At 70.3% G+C, this 20,454-nt stretch carries 18 protein-coding genes; 12 read left to right on the top strand and 6 right to left on the bottom strand.

The genetic code is table 11. The annotated features are described in order from the left end of the window. Nucleotides 1–81: 81 nt before the first annotated feature. Nucleotides 82–477, top strand: a complete 396-nt coding sequence (locus V9G19_RS14485) for a RidA family protein (protein WP_462286105.1) — start codon at nt 82–84, stop codon at nt 475–477. Between the two features lie 16 nt (nt 478–493). Here the strand turns inward: V9G19_RS14485 and nucS are convergent, their stop codons facing one another. The 3 genes from nucS to V9G19_RS14500 are packed head-to-tail and all read right to left on the bottom strand — an operon-like array spanning nt 494 to nt 3,120. Then, nucleotides 494–1,189: an endonuclease NucS gene (nucS, locus tag V9G19_RS14490; protein ID WP_462286106.1), complete on the bottom strand. Its 696-nt coding sequence runs from the start codon at nt 1,187–1,189 to the stop codon at nt 494–496. A gap of 27 nt (nt 1,190–1,216) precedes the next feature. After that, nucleotides 1,217–1,879 (bottom strand): response regulator, encoded by a 663-nt coding sequence (locus V9G19_RS14495; RefSeq protein WP_462286107.1) that lies wholly within the window; start codon nt 1,877–1,879, stop codon nt 1,217–1,219. Next, complete coding sequence (locus tag V9G19_RS14500; RefSeq protein ID WP_462286108.1) at nt 1,876–3,120, bottom strand: sensor histidine kinase; 1,245 nt, start codon at nt 3,118–3,120, stop codon at nt 1,876–1,878. Before V9G19_RS14500 ends, V9G19_RS14495 begins: the two co-directional genes overlap by 4 nt. Before the next feature lie 140 nt (nt 3,121–3,260). On the opposite strand from V9G19_RS14500, the gene V9G19_RS14505 reads away from it, so the two are divergent. The 5 genes from V9G19_RS14505 to V9G19_RS14525 all read left to right on the top strand — a co-directional run bounded on the left by V9G19_RS14505 (nt 3,261) and on the right by V9G19_RS14525 (nt 10,391). Then, nucleotides 3,261–4,151, top strand: a complete 891-nt coding sequence (locus V9G19_RS14505) for an ABC transporter ATP-binding protein (protein WP_462286109.1) — start codon at nt 3,261–3,263, stop codon at nt 4,149–4,151. A gap of 38 nt (nt 4,152–4,189) precedes the next feature. Continuing rightward, nucleotides 4,190–4,993, top strand: coding sequence for an ABC transporter permease (locus tag V9G19_RS14510; protein WP_462286110.1), 804 nt, complete (start codon nt 4,190–4,192; stop codon nt 4,991–4,993). Between the two features lie 143 nt (nt 4,994–5,136). Further along, a complete protein-coding gene (locus V9G19_RS14515; protein WP_462286111.1) occupies nt 5,137–6,915 on the top strand; it encodes a 3-hydroxyacyl-CoA dehydrogenase family protein in 1,779 nt (592 codons plus the stop codon). 59 nt (nt 6,916–6,974) lie between these two features. After that, nucleotides 6,975–7,919 carry an NAD(+) diphosphatase gene (nudC, locus tag V9G19_RS14520; protein ID WP_462286112.1) on the top strand — a complete coding sequence of 315 codons (945 nt, stop codon included), beginning with the start codon at nt 6,975–6,977 and terminating at the stop codon, nt 7,917–7,919. Between the two features lie 9 nt (nt 7,920–7,928). Beyond that, nucleotides 7,929–10,391 carry a GcvT family protein gene (locus V9G19_RS14525; RefSeq protein ID WP_462286113.1) on the top strand — a complete coding sequence of 821 codons (2,463 nt, stop codon included), beginning with the start codon at nt 7,929–7,931 and terminating at the stop codon, nt 10,389–10,391. Between the two features lie 268 nt (nt 10,392–10,659). Here V9G19_RS14525 and V9G19_RS14530 read toward each other — a convergent pair whose 3' ends face one another. Continuing rightward, nucleotides 10,660–11,949 carry an AI-2E family transporter gene (locus tag V9G19_RS14530; protein ID WP_462286114.1) on the bottom strand — a complete coding sequence of 430 codons (1,290 nt, stop codon included), beginning with the start codon at nt 11,947–11,949 and terminating at the stop codon, nt 10,660–10,662. A gap of 182 nt (nt 11,950–12,131) precedes the next feature. Between V9G19_RS14530 and V9G19_RS14535 the strand changes: the two genes are divergently transcribed. Further along, nucleotides 12,132–13,124, top strand: a complete 993-nt coding sequence (locus tag V9G19_RS14535) for a type IV toxin-antitoxin system AbiEi family antitoxin domain-containing protein (protein ID WP_462286115.1) — start codon at nt 12,132–12,134, stop codon at nt 13,122–13,124. 73 nt (nt 13,125–13,197) lie between these two features. Here V9G19_RS14535 and ccrA read toward each other — a convergent pair whose 3' ends face one another. Both ccrA and mce read right to left on the bottom strand, forming a co-directional pair. Beyond that, nucleotides 13,198–14,538 carry a crotonyl-CoA carboxylase/reductase gene (gene ccrA, locus V9G19_RS14540; RefSeq protein ID WP_462286116.1) on the bottom strand — a complete coding sequence of 447 codons (1,341 nt, stop codon included), beginning with the start codon at nt 14,536–14,538 and terminating at the stop codon, nt 13,198–13,200. A gap of 53 nt (nt 14,539–14,591) precedes the next feature. Then, a complete protein-coding gene (gene mce / locus V9G19_RS14545) occupies nt 14,592–15,032 on the bottom strand; it encodes a methylmalonyl-CoA epimerase (RefSeq protein WP_462286117.1) in 441 nt (146 codons plus the stop codon). Between the two features lie 166 nt (nt 15,033–15,198). Between mce and V9G19_RS14550 the strand changes: the two genes are divergently transcribed. The 5 genes from V9G19_RS14550 (at nt 15,199) to V9G19_RS14570 (ending at nt 20,445) form a co-directional block, all read left to right on the top strand. Then, nucleotides 15,199–16,398: an acetyl-CoA C-acetyltransferase gene (locus V9G19_RS14550; RefSeq protein WP_462286118.1), complete on the top strand. Its 1,200-nt coding sequence runs from the start codon at nt 15,199–15,201 to the stop codon at nt 16,396–16,398. Nucleotides 16,399–16,406: 8 nt separating this feature from the next. Next, the gene (gene meaB, locus V9G19_RS14555) at nt 16,407–17,348 is read left to right on the top strand and encodes a methylmalonyl Co-A mutase-associated GTPase MeaB (RefSeq protein WP_462286119.1); all 942 of its coding nucleotides are present in this window, start codon (nt 16,407–16,409) and stop codon (nt 17,346–17,348) included. Nucleotides 17,349–17,382: 34 nt separating this feature from the next. Continuing rightward, nucleotides 17,383–18,669 (top strand): glucose-1-phosphate adenylyltransferase family protein, encoded by a 1,287-nt coding sequence (locus V9G19_RS14560; protein ID WP_462286120.1) that lies wholly within the window; start codon nt 17,383–17,385, stop codon nt 18,667–18,669. A gap of 82 nt (nt 18,670–18,751) precedes the next feature. Beyond that, the gene (locus tag V9G19_RS14565) at nt 18,752–19,465 is read left to right on the top strand and encodes a hypothetical protein (protein WP_462286121.1); all 714 of its coding nucleotides are present in this window, start codon (nt 18,752–18,754) and stop codon (nt 19,463–19,465) included. Continuing rightward, nucleotides 19,462–20,445 carry a hypothetical protein gene (locus V9G19_RS14570; protein ID WP_462286122.1) on the top strand — a complete coding sequence of 328 codons (984 nt, stop codon included), beginning with the start codon at nt 19,462–19,464 and terminating at the stop codon, nt 20,443–20,445. Before V9G19_RS14565 ends, V9G19_RS14570 begins: the two co-directional genes overlap by 4 nt. The last annotated feature ends 9 nt before the right edge of the window (nt 20,446–20,454 follow it).

Consider the following 20,454-nt stretch of genomic DNA (forward strand, 5'->3'; position numbering starts at 1 on the left):
GTGATTCGCCGCGAGGCTGGAGCAGGCGCGTCAAGGACGGGGACGGTCCGGTCCCCGGGCGCGCGATTCGGAGGGCCGACGATGCAACGCACCGCAGTCAACCCGGTGACCTGGTCACTGGGGATGGGCTTCAATCAGGGTGAGCTGGTTTCCGGAGCGACCCGGATGCTGTTCGTCTCGGGGCAGACGGCGATGAGCCGGGACGGCAACCCCGAGCACGACGGGGATATCGGCGCCCAGCTGGCCGTGGCCGTGGACAATCTCGAGGCCGTCCTGGACGCGGCCGGCATGACCTTGGCGAACCTCGTCCGCGTCAACGTCTACGCGACCGACGTGGACGCATTGCTGCCGCACTACGGTCTCCTCGCGGGGCGGCTGGGCTCGGCGGGGGTGGCGCCGGCGACGACGCTGTTGGGAGTCGTCCGGCTCGCGATCCCGGGGCAGCTGGTCGAACTCGAGGCCACCGCCGTCGCGTAGGCCGCGGCGGGGGCATCTAGAACAGCCGGTGCTCGCTGGTGTCGATGCCCTTCAGCTCGTCATAGTCGAGCACGACGCAGCGGATGCCGCGGTCCTCGGCCAGGGTCCGTGCCTGTGGCTTGATCTGTTGGGCCGCAAAGACCCCCGTGACGGGCGCCAGCTGCGGGTCGCGGTTCATCAGGTCGAGGTAGCGGGTCAGCTGCTCGACCCCCTCGATCTCGCCGCGCCGTTTGATCTCGACGGCGACGGTGACGCCGGCGCCGTCGCGGCACAGGATGTCGACCGGCCCGATCGGGGTCATGAACTCACGCCGCACCAGCGAGTAGCCCGCGCCGAGGGTGTGGATGTGCTCGGCCAGGAGCTGCTGCAGATGGGCCTCGACACCATCCTTGACCAGGCCGGGATCGACCCCGAGATCGTGGGCGGTGTCGGAGAGCACCTCGTGGATCCGCACGCGCAGGCGGTCGTCGGTCTTGGTATGCCGCACCAGCCACACCGCCGTGACCCCTTCCGCCGCCTCGTCCTCGTCCGGCGCGAGCTCGGCAATCGAGCACGGCGGCGACATCCAGTTCAGCGGCTTGTAGGAGCCGCCGTCGCTGTGCACGAGCACCGAGCCGTCGGCCTTGATCATCAACAGGCGGGTGGCCAGGGGCAGATGGGCGCTGAGCCGGCCGTCGTAGTCGACGCTGCACCGGGCGATCACCACACGCACGGGGCGCAAGCCTACTGCCCGGGGGCTTCACTCCTGCGCGTCGTGGACGAGGATCGCGATCTGCACCCGGTTCTCGACGCCGAGCTTGGTGAAGATCCGCCCGACATGGGCCTTGACCGTCGCCACGCTCATGAACAGCTCGGTCGCGATCTCGGTGTTGGACAGCCCCCGCCCGATCGCGTGGGCGACCTCCATCTCCCGCTCGGTCAGCTGGGTGAGCCGATCCCTCGCGCCGGCGCGTATCTCAGCGGCCGGGCCGGTCGGCGTGGCAACCGCGGCGATCAGCTGGGCGGTGACACTGGGGGAGAGCATCGGCTGGCCCGCGGCGACGCTGCGGACCGCGTCGACGAGTTTGGCCGGTGGGGTGTCCTTGAGCAGGAATCCCGCCGCCCCGCTGCGCAGGGCACGCAGCACGAGGTCGTCGGCATCGAACGTCGTCAACACCAGGATTCGTGGTGGATCCGGTTGGGCGAGAAGGGACTCGGTGGCGCTCAACCCGTCGCGGCGCGGCATCCGGATATCCATGAGCACGACGTCCGGCCGCTCGCGGGCGACCACGGCCAGCGCATCCTCGCCGTCGACGGCCTCGGCAACGACCTCAATTTCCGAGCCGCCCCCGAGGATCAGGCCGAGCCCCGTGCGCACCATCGGGTCGTCGTCGACGATGACGACGCGGATCGTCCCGCTCATGCCGATCTCCTCTGCTCGGCCCCCGGCCAGGGCAGCCACGCGTCCACGGAATAGCCCCCTTCGTGCTGAAACCCGTGGCGCAAGTGGCCACCGGCCAACGCCACGCGCTCCTGCAGGCCGAGCAGACCCAGCCCGGACTGCGGCAGCGCGGAATCGACCGGTTGCAGCGGTCGGGGATTGGTCACCTCGATGTGCAAACCGGCCAAGACGTTGCCGGTGATCGCGACCCGGACCACGGTGCCGGGAGCATGCTTGCGGGCATTGGTCAGGGCCTCCTGGACGATTCGGTATGCCGTGCGGCCCAGCGCCGCCGGCACCTCGCCGCCGACGGCGTCGTCGAAGGTGACCCGAGTTCCGGACATCTCGGTCTCGGCGACCAGCCGGGGCAGGTCCTCGATGCCGGGTTGTGGAGGTTCCGGTGCGGAACCAATCCCCGTCGGATCCCGGAGCACGCCGAGCACCTCGCGCAGGTCGGCCAGTGCCTGGTGGGCATTGCTCTCGATCGTCGCCAGCGCCTCCGACATCTGCTCCCGGGTCAGGTCGGTTCGATAGTTCAGCGCGCCGGCATGCATCGCGACGAGGGAGATGCGGTGGGCTAGAACGTCATGCATCTCCCGGGCGATCCTCGTCCGCTCGCCCGCAGCCGCCTGGGCAATGCGGCGTTCCTGGTCGCGGGCGGCTGATTCGGCCCGTTCCCGCTCCAACTCGCGGCGCCCGCCCACGGCATACCCGACGGCCACCGTGGCCGCCACGAGCAGGGTGATCATGATGATCAGGACGACCCAGCCGAGGGTGTTGGCGTCGGCCGTCGGATAGAACCGCTCGACGACGACGCCGCTGACGATATTGAGCGGGATCAGCCACGCCAGCTCGCGCCACCGCCGCCGCGCCGCGACCGAGGCCAGGACGAGGAGGACCGCACCACCGGCCGTCGACGAGACGATGCCGCCGACCGTCACGACGAAGGCGACCGGCCCGGGCCACCGGCGGCGGCGCAGGGTGAGGATCCCGAGGACGATCCCGAGGATCGGGTCGCCGCTCACCGACCAGACCTTGAGCCACTGCGCGCTGGACTGCGGAATGGCCGAGACCACGGTGATCCACGCGACGAGCCCGCCGATGACGACGAAGGCGACCCGCCAGATCTTGCCCCACATGCCGATCGGCGGCGTCGGCGGCTCGCGCAGGGCCGGCGCACGCACGAGCGGCTCGCGCAGGGTCGGCGCGGGCAGGGTCGGCATACCACCAGCCTAGGCGGGGGAGCAGCCGGTGAGATCGGCCGCGGGTCGGGGGCGGGCGGCATACGCGTAGACCAAAGTCGTAGTGGGAAGCAGCCCGTCGGCCGATGTGGCGACCCGCCGTCGGCGGCGAATCTAGGGACATGATCACCGTCGAGAACCTCACCAAGCGCTACGGCACCTTCACCGCCGTCGACGACATTTCCTTTACGGCCCGCCCAGGCACCGTCACTGGCTTCCTCGGCCCCAATGGCGCCGGCAAGTCGACCGCGATGCGGATGATGACGGCCCTGACCCCGCCGACAAGCGGGCGGGCGACGATCCTCGGCCGCGACTACAAGAGCCTGCCCAATCCCGCTCGCCACGTCGGCGTCATGCTTGACGCCGCGGCCCAGCACCCCGGCCGCACCGGCAAGGAGGTCCTCCACCTGATTGGTATGCAGATCGGTGCTTCCCGCGCCCGCGTCGAGCAGTCGCTCCAGCTCGTCGGACTCACCGACGCCGAGAGCAAGCGGCGGGTGCGCAACTACTCCCTCGGGATGCGCCAGCGGCTCGGTCTTGCGGGGGCGCTCATGGGCGACCCGCAGGTGCTGATCCTCGACGAGCCCGCCAACGGCCTTGACCCCCAAGGGATTCACTGGATGCGCCAACTGCTTCGGGCGTATGCCGATCAGGGCGGCACCGTGCTCCTGTCCAGTCACCTGCTGCACGAGGTCCAGATCATCGCCGACGAGCTGGTGATGATCGGCCGCGGCAAGATCGTCGCCCAGGGCAGCAAGGCCGAACTCCTCGGGGCCTCGGGCACGCGCGTCGCGAGCCTCGACAACGCCGCCCTGGCCGCAGCCCTGCGCCGGCGCGATCTGGAGGTCTCCGCAGACGCGAGTGGACTGGTCGTGCGCGCCGAGGCCGAGACCGTCGGCCGGATCGCCCTCGACGCCGGCGTCGTTCTCACCGATCTGCGCAGCAGCTCCGCCGAAGGGCTGGAGGAGATGTTCCTCGCGCTCACCGCCGACGACGCACGCGTCGCCGCTTGACATTCATCGACTCAACGATTCGCCCAAAGGACAGTGCCATGACCGCCGTACTCGACCCCGTCACTTCCCACTTGACCCATGACCGCCAGTCGGTCGCCCAGGTCCGCGGTATCCCGCTCCCCCGGCTGTGCCGCGTCGAGCTGCGCAAGATGGTCGACACCCGCGCCGGCCGCTGGATGCTCATCGTCATGTCGGCCATCTCGCTGCTCGTCGCCGGCATCAACCTGATCTGGGGCAGTGCCCAGGACCAGGCCTTCGGCACCTATCTCGGGCTGACCTCCCTCCCGCTGATGATCCTGTTGCCGATCGTCGGCATCATGGCGGCCACCGCCGAGTGGTCCCAGCGCACCGGCCTGGTCACCTTCACCCTTGAGCCCCGTCGCGGGCGGGTGGTCGGCGCCAAGGTCGTCGCGGGGGTCGCGCTCGGCCTGGTCGTCGTCGCTGCCGCCTTCGCCGCCGCCGCCCTCGCCCAGCTGATCGCCATCGTCGTGCGGGACGTCTCCGGCGACTGGGAGATGCCGTGGAAGGTCGTTCTCGGCTTTGTGATCGCCATGACGGTCTTCGTCATCCAGGGCCTGGCGTTCGGGTTCTCGCTGCTCAACACCGCGGTGGCGATCGTCGCCTCGATCCTGTTGCCGACCGTCTGGTCGATCGTCAGCGGGCTGAGCGAGCGCCTCAACTCGGTCGCCGCCTGGCTCGACCTCAACCGGACCATCGAGCCGATGATGTCCGGGACGCTGACCGGCGAGCAGTGGGCCCAGCTGGGCACCTCCTCGGCGGTGTGGATCGGCATCCCGCTGGCCATCGGCACCTGGCGGGTGTTGACCCGCGAGGTCAAGTGACGGGTAGCAAGCCGATAAGGGTCGGGCGGTTCGTCGCAGGGGGGCGAGCCGCCCGGCCCCGGCTGTGTGGGGGGGCGCGGCGTGGTGACTCTCACGCGGCGCAGGGCTGCCGCGGCATACGGCCTGGATGAAACACTCGGTTTATGTCGCGTGAGTTCACCAGTGTCGGTGTCGTCGGTCTCGGGACCATGGGTGCGGGAATCGTGGAGGTGTTCGCTCGCAACGGGATCGATGTGGTCGCGGTTGAAGTCGATCAACCGGCGCTCGCCCGCGGCAAGGGCGTGCTGGAGCGCAGCACCGGCCGGGCGGTCGAGCGCGGCAAGCTCTCCGCGGACGATGCCGCCGCGCTGCACGGCCGGGTGACCTACTCGGCCAACCTCGCGGACTGCGCCGACTGCGACCTCGTGGTCGAGGCTGTGCCTGAGGATCTCGCGCTCAAGAAGCAGATCTTCGGCCAGCTCGACCAGATCGTCGGCGACGAGGCGATCCTGGCCACCAACACCTCCTCGCTACCGGTCACCGAGATCGCCGTGTCGACCAAGAACCCCAAGCGGGTCGTCGGGATGCACTTCTTCAACCCGGCGCCGGTCCTGCAATTCGTCGAGGTGGTCCGCACGGTCGTGACCGCCGACGACGTGTTCGAGGACGTCAAGGCGCTCGCCGAGCGGCTGTCCAAGAAGCCGGTCATCGTCGGCGACCGCGCCGGGTTCATCGCCAACGCGCTGCTGTTTGGCTACCTCAACCATGCGGTGTCGATGTACGAGGGCAAGTACGCCACCCGTGAGGACCTCGACGCCGCAATGCGGTTCGGCTGCGGCTACCCGATGGGGCCACTCGCGCTGCTCGACCTGATCGGCCTGGACACGGCCTACGAGATCCTCGACACGATGTACAAGCAGGGCCGCGACCGGCTGCACGCGCCCCGCCCGATCATCAAGCAGATGGTCAGCGCTGGCCTGAAGGGGCGCAAGAGCGGTCGCGGCTTCTATACCTATGCCGCCCCGGCCAGCTCCCAGGTAACCGCCGACTCCCAGACCCCGAGTGACGGGCCCGAGGCGGGCGTGACGCTGCGCCCGGTCGCTACGGTGGGCGTGGTTGGCTCCGGAACGATGGCCACCGGGATCGTCGAGGTCTTCGCCAAGGCCGGCTACCCGGTCGTGGTGATCGCCCGGTCGCAGGACAAGATCGACGGCGTCTTCGCATCGATCGGCAAGTCGCTGGCCAAGGCCGTCGAACGCGGCAAGATGGACCAGATCGCGGCCGACGACGTGGCAGCGCGGATCACCGGCGAAACCACCCGGGAGGCGCTGGGCGAGGTCGACATCGTCGTCGAGGCAATTGCCGAGGACCTGCCGCTCAAGCAGGAACTCTTCCGCGATCTCGACAAGTACTGCAAGCCCGGAGCAATCCTTGCGACGACAACCTCCTCGCTGCCGATCATCGAGCTGGCGGCCGTGACCTCTCGCCCCGGCGATGTCGTCGGCATGCACTTCTTCAACCCGGCCCAGGTGATGAAGCTGGTCGAGGTCGTGCACACCGTCGCCACCTCCCCCGACATCGTGGCCACGGTTGTCGATCTGTGCCGCAAGGTCGGCAAGGCGCCGGTGCAGTGCGGCGACCGGTCCGGGTTCATCGTCAACGCCCTGCTCTTCCCTTATCTCAACGACGCGATCAAGATGCTCGAGGGTCACTACGCCACGGCCGACGACATCGACACGGCGATGAAGACCGGCTGTGGCCTGCCGATGGGCCCCTTCGAGTTGCTCGACGTCGTCGGGCTCGACGTCTCGCTGGCGATCCAGCGCGAGCTCTACCGCGAGTTCCGCGAGCCGGGCTTCGCCCCCGCGCCGCTGCTGGAGCACATGGTCCAGGCCGGCTACCTCGGTCGCAAGAGCAAGCGCGGGTTCCGCACCTACGCCTGAGCGACGGGCCGACGTCGCCCCGCCCCCTACCGGGGTGACGGGTGCGCGAGGATGGACCCGTGCCGTATGACGCCGATCCGGATCGCGCCGACCTGCTCCGCGACATCCCGCTCGCCCAGGCCGGGCTTGACCGGCACGCCGAGCGGCGCACCGATCGGGATCTGATCACCCGGCTGCTCGCCGACCCGGCCACGCGTGTCCTCCCGCTGGCCGCCGGGCGGGCACCCGGGGACCCGGGCCTCGACGGCGGCCAACCGGCGCTGAGGTGGCGGGCCCCCACGGGGGAGGACGCGGCATACGAGAGCATCTATCTCGGCCAGACCGCAGGGAGTGAGCGCCTCGCCGTGCTGCTCCCGCCCGACCAGGCCGGCTCGAGCTGGCTGGGCCTGCGCGGCCACGGCGCCGACTTGGCGCCGGTCGACGCCGAGGCGCTGACCACGGCGGTCGCCCTCGCCAACTGGCATGCGACCCATACGCATTGCCCCCGGTGCGGCACGCCGACCGAGATCGCGAACTCCGGGTGGATCCGGCGCTGCCCGGCCGATCGCAGCGAGCACTTCCCGCGCACCGACCCGGCGGTGATCATGGCCGTCCTGGACGCCGACGACCGGCTGCTGCTCGCCCGTCATCCGAGCTGGCCGCCGGGCCGGCTGTCGGTGCTCGCCGGCTTCGTCGAGCCCGGCGAGTCGCTCACGATGGCCGTATGCCGCGAGGTCCGCGAGGAGGTCGGCGTCACCGTGCGCGACGTGCGCTATCTCGGTGACCAGCCGTGGCCGTTCCCCAACTCGATCATGCTCGGCTTCGAGGCCCGCGCCGAGGACCCGACGCTGCGCCTCGACCCGGCGGAGATCGCCGAGGCCCATTGGGTCAGCCGCGCGGACTACCACGCCAAGGTCGACGATGGCGCCTGGGGCCGGGGCGGCAGCACGGTGTCGATTTCGCGCCGGCTGATCCTGCGCTGGCTGCACCAGGGTGGCCCCGAGGGATCGACTACCGCCGGGTAGCGTGGGTGCGTGACCCCCCCGTCGTTGCCCCAACGTGCCCGTGTCGTCATCCTCGGTGGGGGCGTGATCGGGGCCTCGATCGCCTATCACCTTGCCCATGCCGGCGAGGGCGATGTCGTTCTGCTGGAGCGTGATCGGCTGACTTCGGGGACCACCTGGCATGCCGCCGGGCTGATGACCAGCTTCGGTAGCACGAGCGAGACCAACACCGCGATCCGGCTCTATTCGCGCGAGCTGTTCGCTCGCCTCGAAGCCGAGACCGGGCTGGCCACCGGCTTCAAACCCGTCGGGCTGATCGAGGCCGCCGCCGACCGCGACCGGCTCGAGGAATATCGCCGGGTCGCCGCCTTCCAGCGGATTCTCGGCTTGGAGGTCCACGAGATCGACCCGCGCGAGATGCACGATCTGTTCCCGCTGGCCGTCACCGACGACCTGCTCGCCGGCTTTTATGTTCCCGGCGACGGCCGGGTCAACCCGGTCGACCTGACGATGTCGCTCGCTCGTGGGGCACGGGCCCGGGGCGTGCGAATCATCGAAAACGCCCCCGTCGAGCAGGTCCTCACCCGCCCCCGGGGACGGCTGGAGGAGGTCGTCGGGGTGCGCACGGCATCCGGCGACATCGCCTGCGAGAACGTCGTCAACTGCGCGGGCATGTGGGCGCGCCAGCTGGGGGAGCGCAATGGCGTGGTCATTCCCAATCAGGCTGCGGAGCACTACTACCTGATCACCGAGCACCTCGACGGGATGAGCCCGGACGCGCCGATCTTCGAGGACCCGGCGTCCTACGGCTATTACCGGGAGGAGGGCGGCGGGATGATGATCGGTTTCTTCGAACCCGGCGCCGCCGCCTGGCGGGTCGACGGCATCCCGCCCGACTTCTCCTTCGGCGAGATCACGCCCGACTGGGAGCGGATGGGACCCTATGTCGAACGCACGATGGCCCGGGTCCCCGCCGCGCTGGAGGTCGGCATCCGGAAAATGTTCTGCGGCCCCGAGTCGTTCACGCCCGACCTGCTGCCCGCGGTCGGCGAGGCACCCGGCATCCACGGCTATTTCGTCTGCGCCGGGCTGAACTCGGTCGGCATCCTCTCCTCCGGCGGCCTCGGCCGGGTGCTCGCGCACTGGATCACGACCGGGCGACCCGATGTCGACACGACCGGCTTCGACGTCGCCCGCTTCCATGACTGGCAGCTCGACCCGAGACATCGCCGCGAGCGCACCGCCGAGATCCTCGGCACGGTGTATGCCGCACACACCCCCGGCCTGCAGCTGACCACCAGCCGCGGCATCCATCGCAGCCCAGTGCACGACCGGCTCGCCGCGGCCGGCGCCTTCTTCCGCGACGTCAGTGGCTGGGAGTCGCCCGATTGGTATGCCGGGCCGGGCCAGCCCGCCGTCGCGACCCCCGGCTGGGGCCGGCAGCCGTGGTTCGCCCAGTGGCGCGCCGAACACGAGGCGGTTCGCTCGGCCGTCGGGCTGTTCGACATGTCGTTCATGGCGAAGTTCCGCGTCACCGGCGCCGCTGCCGGGGCCGCCTTGAGCCATCTCTCTGCCGGGGACGTCGACCGCGCGGCCGAGCGGATCACCTATACCCAGTGGCTCGACGACGACGCGCACATCCTCGCCGATCTGACGGTCACCAAGCTGGCCGCCGACGACTTCCTCGTCGTCGCCTCCGACACCGCGCACGGACAGGTCCGCGGGATGCTCGCGCGCGCCTGCGCCGAGGGCGACGCGGACGTGCGTGATGTCACCGCGGACCAGGCCATGCTCTCCCTGCAGGGGCCGCGCTCGCGGGAGGTGCTTGCCGCGTTGTGCCCGGGGGAGGACGTCGATGACGCGGCCTGGCCGTTCCGATCGACCCGCTGGCTCGATCTAGGCGATGCCCGGGTCCTCGCGGCCAGGATCACTTATGTCGGCGAGCTCGGCTGGGAGCTCTTTGTCCCCGCCGACGCTGCCGAAGCGGTATGGGACGCGATCCTCCTCGCCGGCGCGCCCGCCGGGATCCGTCCGGTCGGCCTGAAGGCGCTGTCCAGCCTGCGCCTGGAGATGGCCTACCGCGACTACGGCCACGACATCGACAACACCGACACGGTCTACGAGGCCGGCCTCGGCTTCGCCGTCGACCTCGGCAAGGACAACTTCCGGGGGCGAGCGGCCGCGGCCGCGGCGAAGGCCGCCCCGGCTCGGCGGCGGTTGGTCCAGGTGGTGCTGCGCGAGCCCGAGCCGCTGCTCTTCCACGCCGAGCCGGTATGCCGCGACGGCGTCCCCGTCGGCTACCTCCGATCCGGGTCCTACGGCTGGAGCCTGGGCGGCGCCGTCGGACTGGCCCTGGTCGAGGCGCCGGACGCGGTGACGCGCAGCTGGCTGGAGGGCGGGGAGTGGAGCGTCGACGTTGCCGGGGAAGCAGTGCCCGCGTCGGTCTCGCTGCGTCCCCTCTACGACCCGGCAAGCGCCCGCGTCCGCGGCTGAGCCGGCCGTCAGAACCGCGGGAACCGGCTCTTTCGTCACTTGTGCACCTCCGTCCCCAGGGTGGGGCGGGAACGGGGGTAATGTGATCTAGATCACATCGAGACCGGGCAACTATCGGGGGGATTTGCGCGTCAATTGGTATGCGGGAAGTGCTCGGGGGCACTTCAGCCAAGCAGGTGGCGGCGGGCTCGTCGGGGGACGGGGCCCGCCGCCATCGTGCTTCCTGCGCCGCCCACGTTTCCGCAGGCCAACCCCGGGCCGTCGCCGGTCAGGCCCGCCGTTGCCGGGGCAGCAGAACCTCCTCATAGAGCAACAACAACCCGGCCGCGATCGGCACCGCCAACAGGGCCCCCAACACCCCGAGCAGCGTCCCCCCGGTCATCGCCGCCACCACCGTCACCGACCCCGGCACCGACACCGTCCGGGCCATGATCTTGGGTGCAACCACATAGTTCTCGAGCTGCTGATAGATCAGGTAGTAGACGCCGGCGATGATCGCCTTCTTCGGCTCATCGAAGAACGCCACCGTGGCCACGAGCAACGCCCCGAGCGTCGCCCCCACCATCGGGATCAGCCCGAGGAAGCCGACGACGACGGCCAGCACCGCGGCATACGGAATGCCGACAATCGTCATCATCACATAGGACAGCACCGCGTTGACGGTGGCCACCGCCGCTTGGCCCATCGCATAGGCCCCGGTGCGGCGCATGATCTCCTCCGACAGCGAGGTCACCCGCGCCCGCCGCGACGCCGGAACCATCGCGAACGCCGCCTGCTTGACCCGCGGGAAGGTCGCGAGGAAATACAGCGTCAGGACGAGGATCGTGAACGCCTGGAAGAGAACGTTGACGACCAGCCTCCCCGCGCCCAGGACTCCACCGAACACTCGGGAGACGAACGAGCCATCGGTCAACCGGTCGTTGATCTCCTTCTGTAGCCGGTCGACGATGTCGTAGTTCTTGTCCAGGTCACGCACGACCTTGGAGTTGAGGATCGAATCCACATAGTCCGGCGCATTGTTGAGCAGGGCCGCGCCTTCCCGGATCACCGGCGGCATCACCAGCAGCCCGAGCAGGGCGAAGACGACCAGGACGCCGGCAAAGACGACCGCCACCGCCTGGGACCGCCGCAAGTCCTTCCCGATCAGCCACTCGACCAGCGGGTTGAGCGCGAGGGTCAAGAAGAACGCGACGACGAGGATCGTCAGCGTCGTCGTCAACCGGCCCATCGCCCGCCACAGGCCGACGGCGATCAGCGCGCCCAAGGCGCCGACGAAGCCGACGTAGAACGGCGAATGCCGATTCAGCGGGGCGCCCGCCCGGCCGAACGGGTTCGGTGCGTTCGCGGCCTCCTCCGGGGACGAAAAGGGCACCGTCTGCGGCCCTCCCTCCGCCGGCGGCCCTCCCTCCCGCGGTTGCTCCTCCTCGCCGAGCAGCTGCTCCACCGGTCCCGGCTCATCCGGCGCGTGCCGCTCCGGGTGCGGATGGTTGCTCGCGTGCAGCGCCTCCCGCTGGCGATGGCGGAAATCGCGATAGCGACGCCACGGCACCCCGGCCATACTCACCTCCCTGTCCATCCGACCCTAACGCGGGCCAGCGACAGCGAGGCTCTGCGGCGCGGCGAATTATTGGCAGCCGGGTCCACCGTCGTCCACAGGGGGACGGAGCCAGGACGTCACGTTATCCACAGCAAATTCGTCAGCCGTGGCGGCGGTGCCCTCGGCAGGCCAGGCTGGCGGCCATGGCGGCGGGGCGGATTCTGTGGGTCGACAAGCGACCGGATCTGCCGACGCGCGATGAACTGCCCCTCGTGACACTGGCAGAGGCCAAGAAGCTGGGCCTGACCTCGCGAGTCTTGCGGTGGCGGGTCGACCACGGCCGGTGGCAGCGGCCGCACCGCAGCGTCTATGTCACGCACAACGGACCGATCGATTGGGCGACCAGCGCCGGCGCCGCGCTCTTGGCCGCCGGCCCGGGCGCGGCCCTGGAGGCGTGGAGCGCGGCCTACGTTCTCGGCCTCGCCGAGGAGCCGGAGGGCGAGCATGCGCTCTTGCTCCCGACGGCCCGGCGCATCACGGCGCCGGCCGGGACGAGGGTGCGCTACGCCGACCGCCCCAAGCGCCTGCTTGGGCTCTGGCCACCGCGAACTACCCTCGAATGGACCGTCAATCAGATCACCAAGGACGGGAGCCCCGACGATGCCCTCGCCGTCATCGGCGCCGTGCTGCAGCGGCGCCGGACCACGCCAGCGCGGCTGCAGCAGGTCCTTGTGGCCGAACGACGGCACCCGCACCGGGCCCTGCTGCGCGATGCCCTCACCGATGCTGCCGGGCTGGAGAGCGTGTTGGAGTTCCGGTGGGTTCGGGACGTCGAGCGCCCCCACGGCATACCGCCCGGGCATCGGCAGCTGCGCCAGACCGTCCGCAACTGCGGACGGCGCTACGACATCGGGTATGGCGTCCCGCCAGGTCTCCCGGACGCCACGGACCTGTTGGCTGCCGCCGCGTGCGCGGTCGAACTCGATGGCCTGCTCTTGCACCGTGGCAAGGGCCGGGTCGACCGGGCGAAACAGAATGCCGCCACCACGCGGGGCACGCCCTTGCTGCGTTACGGCTGGCAGGAGACCGCCGAGACGCCCTGCGAGACGGCGGCCGAGATCATCGGCCTCGCCACCTCGCTTGGCCTGACCTGGCCGACTCGCCCCTGCCGCCGCGCCGACTGCGCCGTTCGTTGACTGCCTGACCCCATCAGTTGAGCCGCAGCGACGCCATGACGTCGCTACCGCTCAACTGACCCAATGATGAAAATCAGACGTCGCGGAAGCGGTTGATCTTGTCCACCAGCGCGGCCCGCTTCTCCGGGTTGGTCACGCCCAGGCCCTCCTCCGGCGCCAGCGTCAGCACCCCGACCTTGCCCTGGTGCGCGTTCTTGTGCACGTCCAGCGCGGCCTGGCCGACCTCGGCGAGCGGATAGACCTTGGACAGCGTCGGGTGGATCAAGCCGCGGTCGATGAGCGAATTGGCCTGCCACGCCTCACGATAGTTGGCGAAGTGGCTGGAGACGATCCGCTTGAGGTTCATCCACAGGTAGCGGTTGTCATATTCGTGCATGTAGCCCGAGGTCGAGGCGCAGGTCGTGATGATGCCGCCCTTGCGGGTGACATAGACCGAGGCGCCGAAGGTCTCGCGGCCCGGGTGCTCGAAGACGATGTCGACGTCGTGGCCGCCGGTCAGCTCGCGGATCCGCTTGCCGAGGCGCTGCCACTCCTTGGGGTTTTGCTTGGTCCCCTCCTCGTTCCAGAACTGGTAGCCCTCGCCGCGGCGGTCGATGATGTGCTCGGCGCCCATCTTGCGGCAGATCTCCGCCTTGTCCTCGCTGGAGACCACGCACACCGGCTCGGCGCCCCCGGCGATCGCCATCTGCGTCGCATACGAGCCCAGGCCGCCGCTGGCGCCCCAGATCAGCACGCGATCGCCGAGTTTCATCCCCGCGCCGTTCTTGGAGATCAACTGCCGGTATGCCGTGCTGTTGACCAACCCGGGCGAGGCCGCCTCTTCCCAGGACAGGTGCGCGGGCTTGTGCATCAGTTGGTTGGCCTTGACGATGCACAGCTGCGCCAGGCCGCCGAAGTTGGTCTCGAAGCCCCAGATCCGCTGCTCCGGGTCCATCATCGTGTCGTCGTGACCGTCGTGGTGTTCCAGCTCCACCGACAGGCAGTGGGCGACGACCTCCTGGCCCGGCTTCCACAGGTTGACCGCGGACCCGGTGCGCATGACAACGCCCGCCAGGTCGGAGCCGACGATGTGGTAGGGCAGGTCGTGCCGCTTGGTGTATTCGGACAGCCGGCCGTAGCGCTTGAGGAAACCGAACGTCGGCAGCGGCTCGAAGATCGAGGTCCACACCGTGTTGTAGTTGATCGCGCTCGCCATGACCGCGACGAGCGCCTCGTCCGGAGCCAGCTCGGGGATCGGGACGTCGTCGATGTGCAGCGACTTGCGCGGATCCTTATCCCGCGACGCCTGCCCCTCGAACATCCCGGTCTCGTCCTCGTGGACGGTCGCCGCCCGATAGGTCTCGGGGAGTTGCAGATTGGCGTAGGTCTCCTCGGACCGGTCGCCGGACATGATGGCATCAAGGATCTGCTGCATACCGCCGAACCTAGCCAGCCCCAGGGGGCCTCGATCAGGCTATGAGAGTGCGGTCACCCGTGAGCTTGGTCACCTGCCGGTTCGACGAGTTCGACGAGGATGCCGCCGGCGTCCTTGGGGTGGATGAAGTTGACCCGGGAGTTGGACGTGCCCCGCTTCGGCACGTCATACAGCAACCGCACGCCGCGCTCGCGCAAGGTCGTGCACACGGCGTCGATGTCGCCGACGCGGTAGGCCATCTGCTGGATGCCCGGGCCGTTGCGATCGAGGAATTTGGCGATCGTGCTCTGCGGCGAGAGCGGGGCGAGCAACTGGATGCACGAGCCGGAATCGCCGACGCCCAACATCGCTTCGCGGACGCCCTGTTCCTCGTTGACCTCCTCGTGGAGCATCGCCATCCCAAAGGTGTCGCGATAGAACGCGATCGCCGCGTCGAGGTCGGCGACGGCGACGCCGACGTGGTCGATGGCCGTGAACAATGCGGTGTCACTCATGACGTCGAGCGTATGCCGCCGGCCCGCTGCGCGCCGTCACCCGCGTTACGCTGGGAGGCCAACTGTGGTGAGCGACACCGGCGCACCCGGTGCCGGGGAGCGGCCGCCTGGTTAGCATGGCTGGGAGGCGAATACTGCTCACCCACCGCTGCCGTTGGAGGCCGTCATGTCCGATCGTCCTGTGTCCGTCATCGTCGCGGGAGCCCGCACTCCCATGGGCCGGATGAGCGGCTCCCTCAAGGGTTTCTCCGGTTCTGACCTCGGCGGCTTCGCCATCAAGGGCGCCCTGGAGAAGGCTGGTGTCAAGCCCGAGGATGTCGACTACGTCATCATGGGTCAGGTCCTGACGGCCGGCGAGGGCCAGATCCCCGCCCGCCAGGCCGCGGTCAAGGCCGGCATCCCGATGAGCGTCCCCGCTCTGAGCGTCAACAAGGTCTGCCTCTCCGGCATCGACGCCATCGCCCTGGCCGACCAGCTGATCCGCGCCGGCGAGTTCGAGATCGTCGTCGCCGGGGGCCAGGAGTCGATGACCAATGCCCCACACCTGCTGACCAAGAGCCGCGACGGCTACAAGTACGGCGATGTCGCGGTCAAGGACTCGATGGCCTTCGACGGGCTGCATGACATCCTGACCAACCAGGCGATGGGCGCCCTGACCGAGTCGGCCAATGTGGACGAGAAGCAGTTCACCCGCGAGGAGCAGGACGCCTTTTCCGCCCGCAGCCACCAAAACGCCGCCAAGGCCTGGAAGGACGGCTTCTTCGACGACGAGGTCGTCCCGGTCAGCATCCCGCAGCGCAAGGGCGACCCCATCGAGTTCAAGACCGACGAGGGCGTGCGCGGCGACACCACCGCCGAGTCCCTCGGCGGGCTGCGCGCGGCGTTCAGCAAGACCGGCACGATCACCGCCGGATCGGCCTCGCAGATCTCCGACGGCGCCTGCGCGGTCGTCGTTATGCCCAAGGCCAAGGCCGAGGAGCTGGGCCTGAGCTGGCTGGCCGAGATCGGCGCCCACGGCGTCGTCGCCGGCCCGGACTCGACCCTGCAGTCCCAGCCGGCCAAAGCGATCAAGGCCGCCTGCGCGAAGGACGGGATCACCCCCGCCGACCTCGACGTCATCGAAATCAACGAGGCCTTCGCGGCCGTCGGGCTCGCCTCGACCAAGGAACTCGGCGTCGACCCCGAGATCGTCAACCCCAACGGCGGCGCGATCGCGATGGGGCACCCGCTCGGTATGTCCGGCGCTCGCGTCGTGCTCGCCGTCGCCAACGAACTCAAGCGCCGCGGCGGCGGTGTCGGCGCGGCAGCGCTGTGCGGTGGCGGTGGCCAGGGCGACGCGCTGATCGTGCGCGTGCCGAAGGCCTGAGTTCGCGGATGGCCCGAGCCGCGGACGTTCCCGCTCTCCTGACCGCGGCTCGGTCCGGCTCCGTGCGTGCCCTGGCGCGGCTGATTTCGCGGGTCGAGGCCGGCGACCCGCGGGTGCCCGAGGTGCTGGCGGCAGCCGGGGCGGCGAGCACCGCGGCATACGTCATCGGGATCACCGGCGCACCCGGCGTCGGCAAGTCGACGACGACCAGCGCGCTCGTGCGCGCGCTCCGCGCCCGCGGCAGCCGGGTCGCGGTCCTCGCCGTCGACCCGAGTTCGCCGTTCACCGGCGGGGCGCTGCTGGGCGACCGCATCCGGATGGAGGAACACGGCACCGACTCCGGTGTCTTCATCCGCTCGATGGCGGCGCGCGGTCACCTTGGCGGGCTGGCCGCTGCCACGCCCCAGGCAATCCGGCTCCTCGAAGCCGCCGGGTTCGACGTGGTTCTCGTCGAGACCGTGGGCGTCGGCCAGTCCGAGGTCGAGGTTGCCGCGTCGGCCGACACGACGCTCGTCCTGCTCGCCCCGGGGATGGGCGACGGCATCCAAGCGGCGAAGGCGGGGCTGCTTGAGGTCGCCGACGTCCTGGCGGTCAACAAGGCCGACCGAGGCGGTGCCCGCGAGACCGCTCGCGAGCTGCGCGCCATGCTCCGGCTCGCCGATCGACCGCCCGACGCGTGGCACCCACCGATCCTGTCGATCAGTGCCGCCGACGGCACCGGCGTCGACGACCTCGTCGACGCCCTGACCCAACACCGCGAGCACGCCGCCGCCGACGGCACGCTCGCGGCCCGCCGCGGTGAGCGGGCCCGCGCCGAGCTGGAGGCGCTCGTGCTGAGCGCCCTGCGCGAGCGCATCGCCCCGGCGATCGAGCCGTATGCCGCGGCCATCGCCGCAGGGGAGTTGCCACCGCACACCGCTGCCGCGCAGGTCATCGCCGGCCTCCAATAGGCGCGGCCGTCGAGCCGGCGGGCATGATGGCCGCATGCCGAGATCAACTCGCCTGTCCCACCTACCGCCCCGGGTCCTCGGGATCGTCCAAGCCGGTGGGCAGGGCTCGCGGATGGATGTCCTGACCCGCGAGCGCGCCAAGCCGGCGCTGCCCTGGGGCGGAACGCACCAACTGATCGACTTTGCTCTGAGCAACCTGGCCAACAGCGGCATCGCCGACGTCTGGGTCTCGGTGCAATACCTCGCCGGCAGCCTGGATGAGCACCTGCAGTCCGGCCGTCCCTGGGACCTCGACCGCAACCGCGGCGGCTATCGCCGCCTCGTGCCCGAGGCCGGCCGCGCGCCGGTCAGTGGCGGCTTTTCGACCGGCAACGCCGACGATCTCTTCCGCACTCACGACGAGATCGCTCGGCACGCCCCCGACCTGGTCGTGGTCAGCAGCGCCGATCACGTCTTCGCCTGCGACCTGCGTCCGATCCTCGCCGCCCACCTCGAGGCGGGCGCGGTGACGACGATCCTGACCGCCGAGGTCCCAAAGTCCGAAGCCAGCCACAAGGCCGTGGTGCGCACGTGCGGCCGGGATCGCGCCCTCGCCGATAACGGCGTGCGCGCCCGAGAGGTCGAGGCGCTGGACTACAAGCCGGAGCGGGCTGCCGGGACCACGGTCGCCACGGAGATTTTCATCTATTCGACCGCGGCCCTGCTCGACACCCTCGCCGCGCTGCGCCGCGACCGGGATCAGGCAGGGGCGCTGGACGATCCTGCCGACTCCGGGCTCGGGGACTTCGGGGAGCGGCTGCTGCCGGCGCTCATCGAGTCCGGGCCGGTGCTGGCGGTCGATATCGGCAGCTATTGGCGCGACGTCGGCCGACCCGCGGCCTACGTGCAGTCCCACCGAGACCTCGTGCGCGGACGCGTGGGCCTGCTCGCCGACCCGGCCTGGCCGATCACGACCACCACGCCCCACCCGGCGCCGGCCCGCATCCGCGACGGGGCCCGGCTCGCCGACTGCGCCGTGGCCGGTGGCTGCGATGTCGCCGGTGAGGTTGTCGGCAGCGTCCTCGGCCCTGGCGTGCGTATCGAGCGGGGCGCCCGCGTCGTCGACAGCGTGCTGTTCGCCGCTGTCCACGTCGCGGCGGGGGCGGTGGTCCAAACCAGCGTCATCGACGAGCAGACCCGGATCGGGCGCGGCGCGCGGGTCGGTGCCCACGCCGCGGGCCGGCTGACCGACGGCCGCATCGCGCTCGTCGGGCGCGACTGCATGGTGCGCCCCGGCCAGCAGCTGCCCGCTGGAGCCCGTCTGGAACCGGGAACCCGCTAAGCCGGGCACCACCGGCGCGCTCCCGCCCGGCCGTCCCGGATTTGTGCGTGGCGCCCCTGATGAGTCATCGTGGATGCTTGCCGTGCCGTCGCGCCACCTCGCGACCGGCCACCTCGCTTCTGAAGGACAACTCCCCGTGCATCTGGTCAAGCGGATCGTGGGCGCCGTGCTGCTGCTCGCCGGGCTCGCGCTCATCGGCCTTGGCGGCTGGTTCGCGAACTATCTCGGGTCCGACGGCGCCGCCCGCTTCACGGTCGACCCCGTCGGCGCCACCCCGCTCGTTCTTGAGCCGCGGATCCTCAATCGCACCGACCAGCCGGTGCGCATCGAGATCACCCCGGCCACCGCTTCCACTGCCGTGGTCGCCGTCGGCACTCCCGCCGACGCCCTGTCCGTCATCGAAGGCAAGGCGCTCGATGCCGTCACCGCCGTCGAACTGCCCGCCAAGACCGCCACGGTGACCCGTCGCCCCGGTGCCAGCGGGATCGACCTGACCTCCGTCAACGTCTGGCGCTCAACGACGACGATCACGAGCACCGACACGGTGACCATCCGCCAGGACACCGCCCCTGAAACCGTCGTGATCGCTCCCGTCGGGGACGGAAAGCTGGACGCGGTCACGCTGACCTGGACGCGGTCGGCCTGGTTCAAGCAGGCGATCGCGGTGGTTGCAGCTGGCGTCGTCGTGACCCTGGTCGGGGCCTGGCTGCTCCTGCGCCGTCGCCGCCGACAGCCCCCTGGCCCGACCGACGACGGGCGCGCCGGCGCCGAGGATGCCGTGGAGGTGTCGGCATGAGGACCTCTCCCCGAGCGCTCGCCGCCCTCGCCGTGGCGGCCGCGCTGCCGCTCGCGGGCTGCGGCATACCCGATCGGGTGGCCGGGCTGCGGGCCGCGCCAGTCGAGCAGGCCACCGGCGCCGTCTTCAGCGCCGCCGCCGCCCGGCAAGTGGCCGACCGCGCGCTTGCCGCCGCACGCGCGGCCACGGGTGCGAGTTCCGGCGCCGCTGCCGAGCGCACGACGGCGCTGGCGGGACCGGCGTTGCGTCTGGCCGAGGTGGCCGCCAAGTTCGTTGACACGGGCGCGCCGAACGCGCTCACGATGCCGCCGAAGGTGCAGGTCCTCGGCGTCAGCAAGGGCCGCGGGTGGCCGCGCACGCTGCTCGCGACCGCGCAACAGGACGGCGTGCAAACCCTGTACGTCCTGATCCAGCGGGATGCGACCACCCCCGTCAAGCTGCACACCGCGGTGCCGATGCAGGCCGGCGCCAGCGTGCCCGCCCTCCCGGAGATCGCCGACGGCATCACCCGTGTCGAGGACGGCTCCGGGCTGGTCGATCGCCCCGAGAAGGTGATCGCCGCGTATGCCGCGCTGCTCACCTATCCCGCCAAAGCCACCAAGAGCGCGATCGTCTCGACCAACGACGCCTTCGCCAAGGGCTTGCTCGCCAGCTCGGCCGAGCAGGCCAAGGCACTAGGCAAGCTCGGGACGTTCACGCGCAGTCATACGGTCTATGAGCAGGATCTGGTCGCCTTCCGGCTGGCCGACGGCTCGGCCCTGGCCTTCGTCCAAGCCGCCCGGCACGACCGGCTGCGCCCGACCAAGCGGGCCAAGGAACTCCTCCTGTCCGCCCGGCTGGCCGAACTCGCCGGCAAAAAGAAGGTCAAGAAGGCCGTCGACCTCGACTGGTTGGAGAACTTCGCCGTGGTTATCCCGCGCAGCGGCCCGGCCACGGTCATCGGTGCCAGCGAGCAATTGCGCGACATCGACGCCAGCTAGCTGGCAGCC

This window comes from Nostocoides sp. (genome assembly GCF_037045025.1).
In the GTDB taxonomy this organism is placed as follows: Bacteria; Actinomycetota; Actinomycetes; order Actinomycetales; family Dermatophilaceae; genus Nostocoides_A.

What these genes read in the sequence shown, in the direction of transcription:
- V9G19_RS14485 (WP_462286105.1), top strand. Translation starts at nt 82, where the DNA reads ATGCAACGCACCGCAGTCAACCCGGTGACCTGGTCACTGGGGATGGGC.
- V9G19_RS14495 (WP_462286107.1), bottom strand. Translation starts at nt 1,879, where the DNA reads ATGAGCGGGACGATCCGCGTCGTCATCGTCGACGACGACCCGATGGTG.
- V9G19_RS14500 (WP_462286108.1), bottom strand. Translation starts at nt 3,120, where the DNA reads ATGCCGACCCTGCCCGCGCCGACCCTGCGCGAGCCGCTCGTGCGTGCG.
- V9G19_RS14505 (WP_462286109.1), top strand. Translation starts at nt 3,261, where the DNA reads ATGATCACCGTCGAGAACCTCACCAAGCGCTACGGCACCTTCACCGCC.
- V9G19_RS14510 (WP_462286110.1), top strand. Translation starts at nt 4,190, where the DNA reads ATGACCGCCGTACTCGACCCCGTCACTTCCCACTTGACCCATGACCGC.
- V9G19_RS14515 (WP_462286111.1), top strand. Translation starts at nt 5,137, where the DNA reads ATGTCGCGTGAGTTCACCAGTGTCGGTGTCGTCGGTCTCGGGACCATG.
- V9G19_RS14530 (WP_462286114.1), bottom strand. Translation starts at nt 11,949, where the DNA reads ATGGCCGGGGTGCCGTGGCGTCGCTATCGCGATTTCCGCCATCGCCAG.
- V9G19_RS14535 (WP_462286115.1), top strand. Translation starts at nt 12,132, where the DNA reads ATGGCGGCGGGGCGGATTCTGTGGGTCGACAAGCGACCGGATCTGCCG.
- ccrA (WP_462286116.1), bottom strand. Translation starts at nt 14,538, where the DNA reads ATGCAGCAGATCCTTGATGCCATCATGTCCGGCGACCGGTCCGAGGAG.
- mce (WP_462286117.1), bottom strand. Translation starts at nt 15,032, where the DNA reads ATGAGTGACACCGCATTGTTCACGGCCATCGACCACGTCGGCGTCGCC.
- V9G19_RS14550 (WP_462286118.1), top strand. Translation starts at nt 15,199, where the DNA reads ATGTCCGATCGTCCTGTGTCCGTCATCGTCGCGGGAGCCCGCACTCCC.
- meaB (WP_462286119.1), top strand. Translation starts at nt 16,407, where the DNA reads ATGGCCCGAGCCGCGGACGTTCCCGCTCTCCTGACCGCGGCTCGGTCC.
- V9G19_RS14560 (WP_462286120.1), top strand. Translation starts at nt 17,383, where the DNA reads ATGCCGAGATCAACTCGCCTGTCCCACCTACCGCCCCGGGTCCTCGGG.
- V9G19_RS14570 (WP_462286122.1), top strand. Translation starts at nt 19,462, where the DNA reads ATGAGGACCTCTCCCCGAGCGCTCGCCGCCCTCGCCGTGGCGGCCGCG.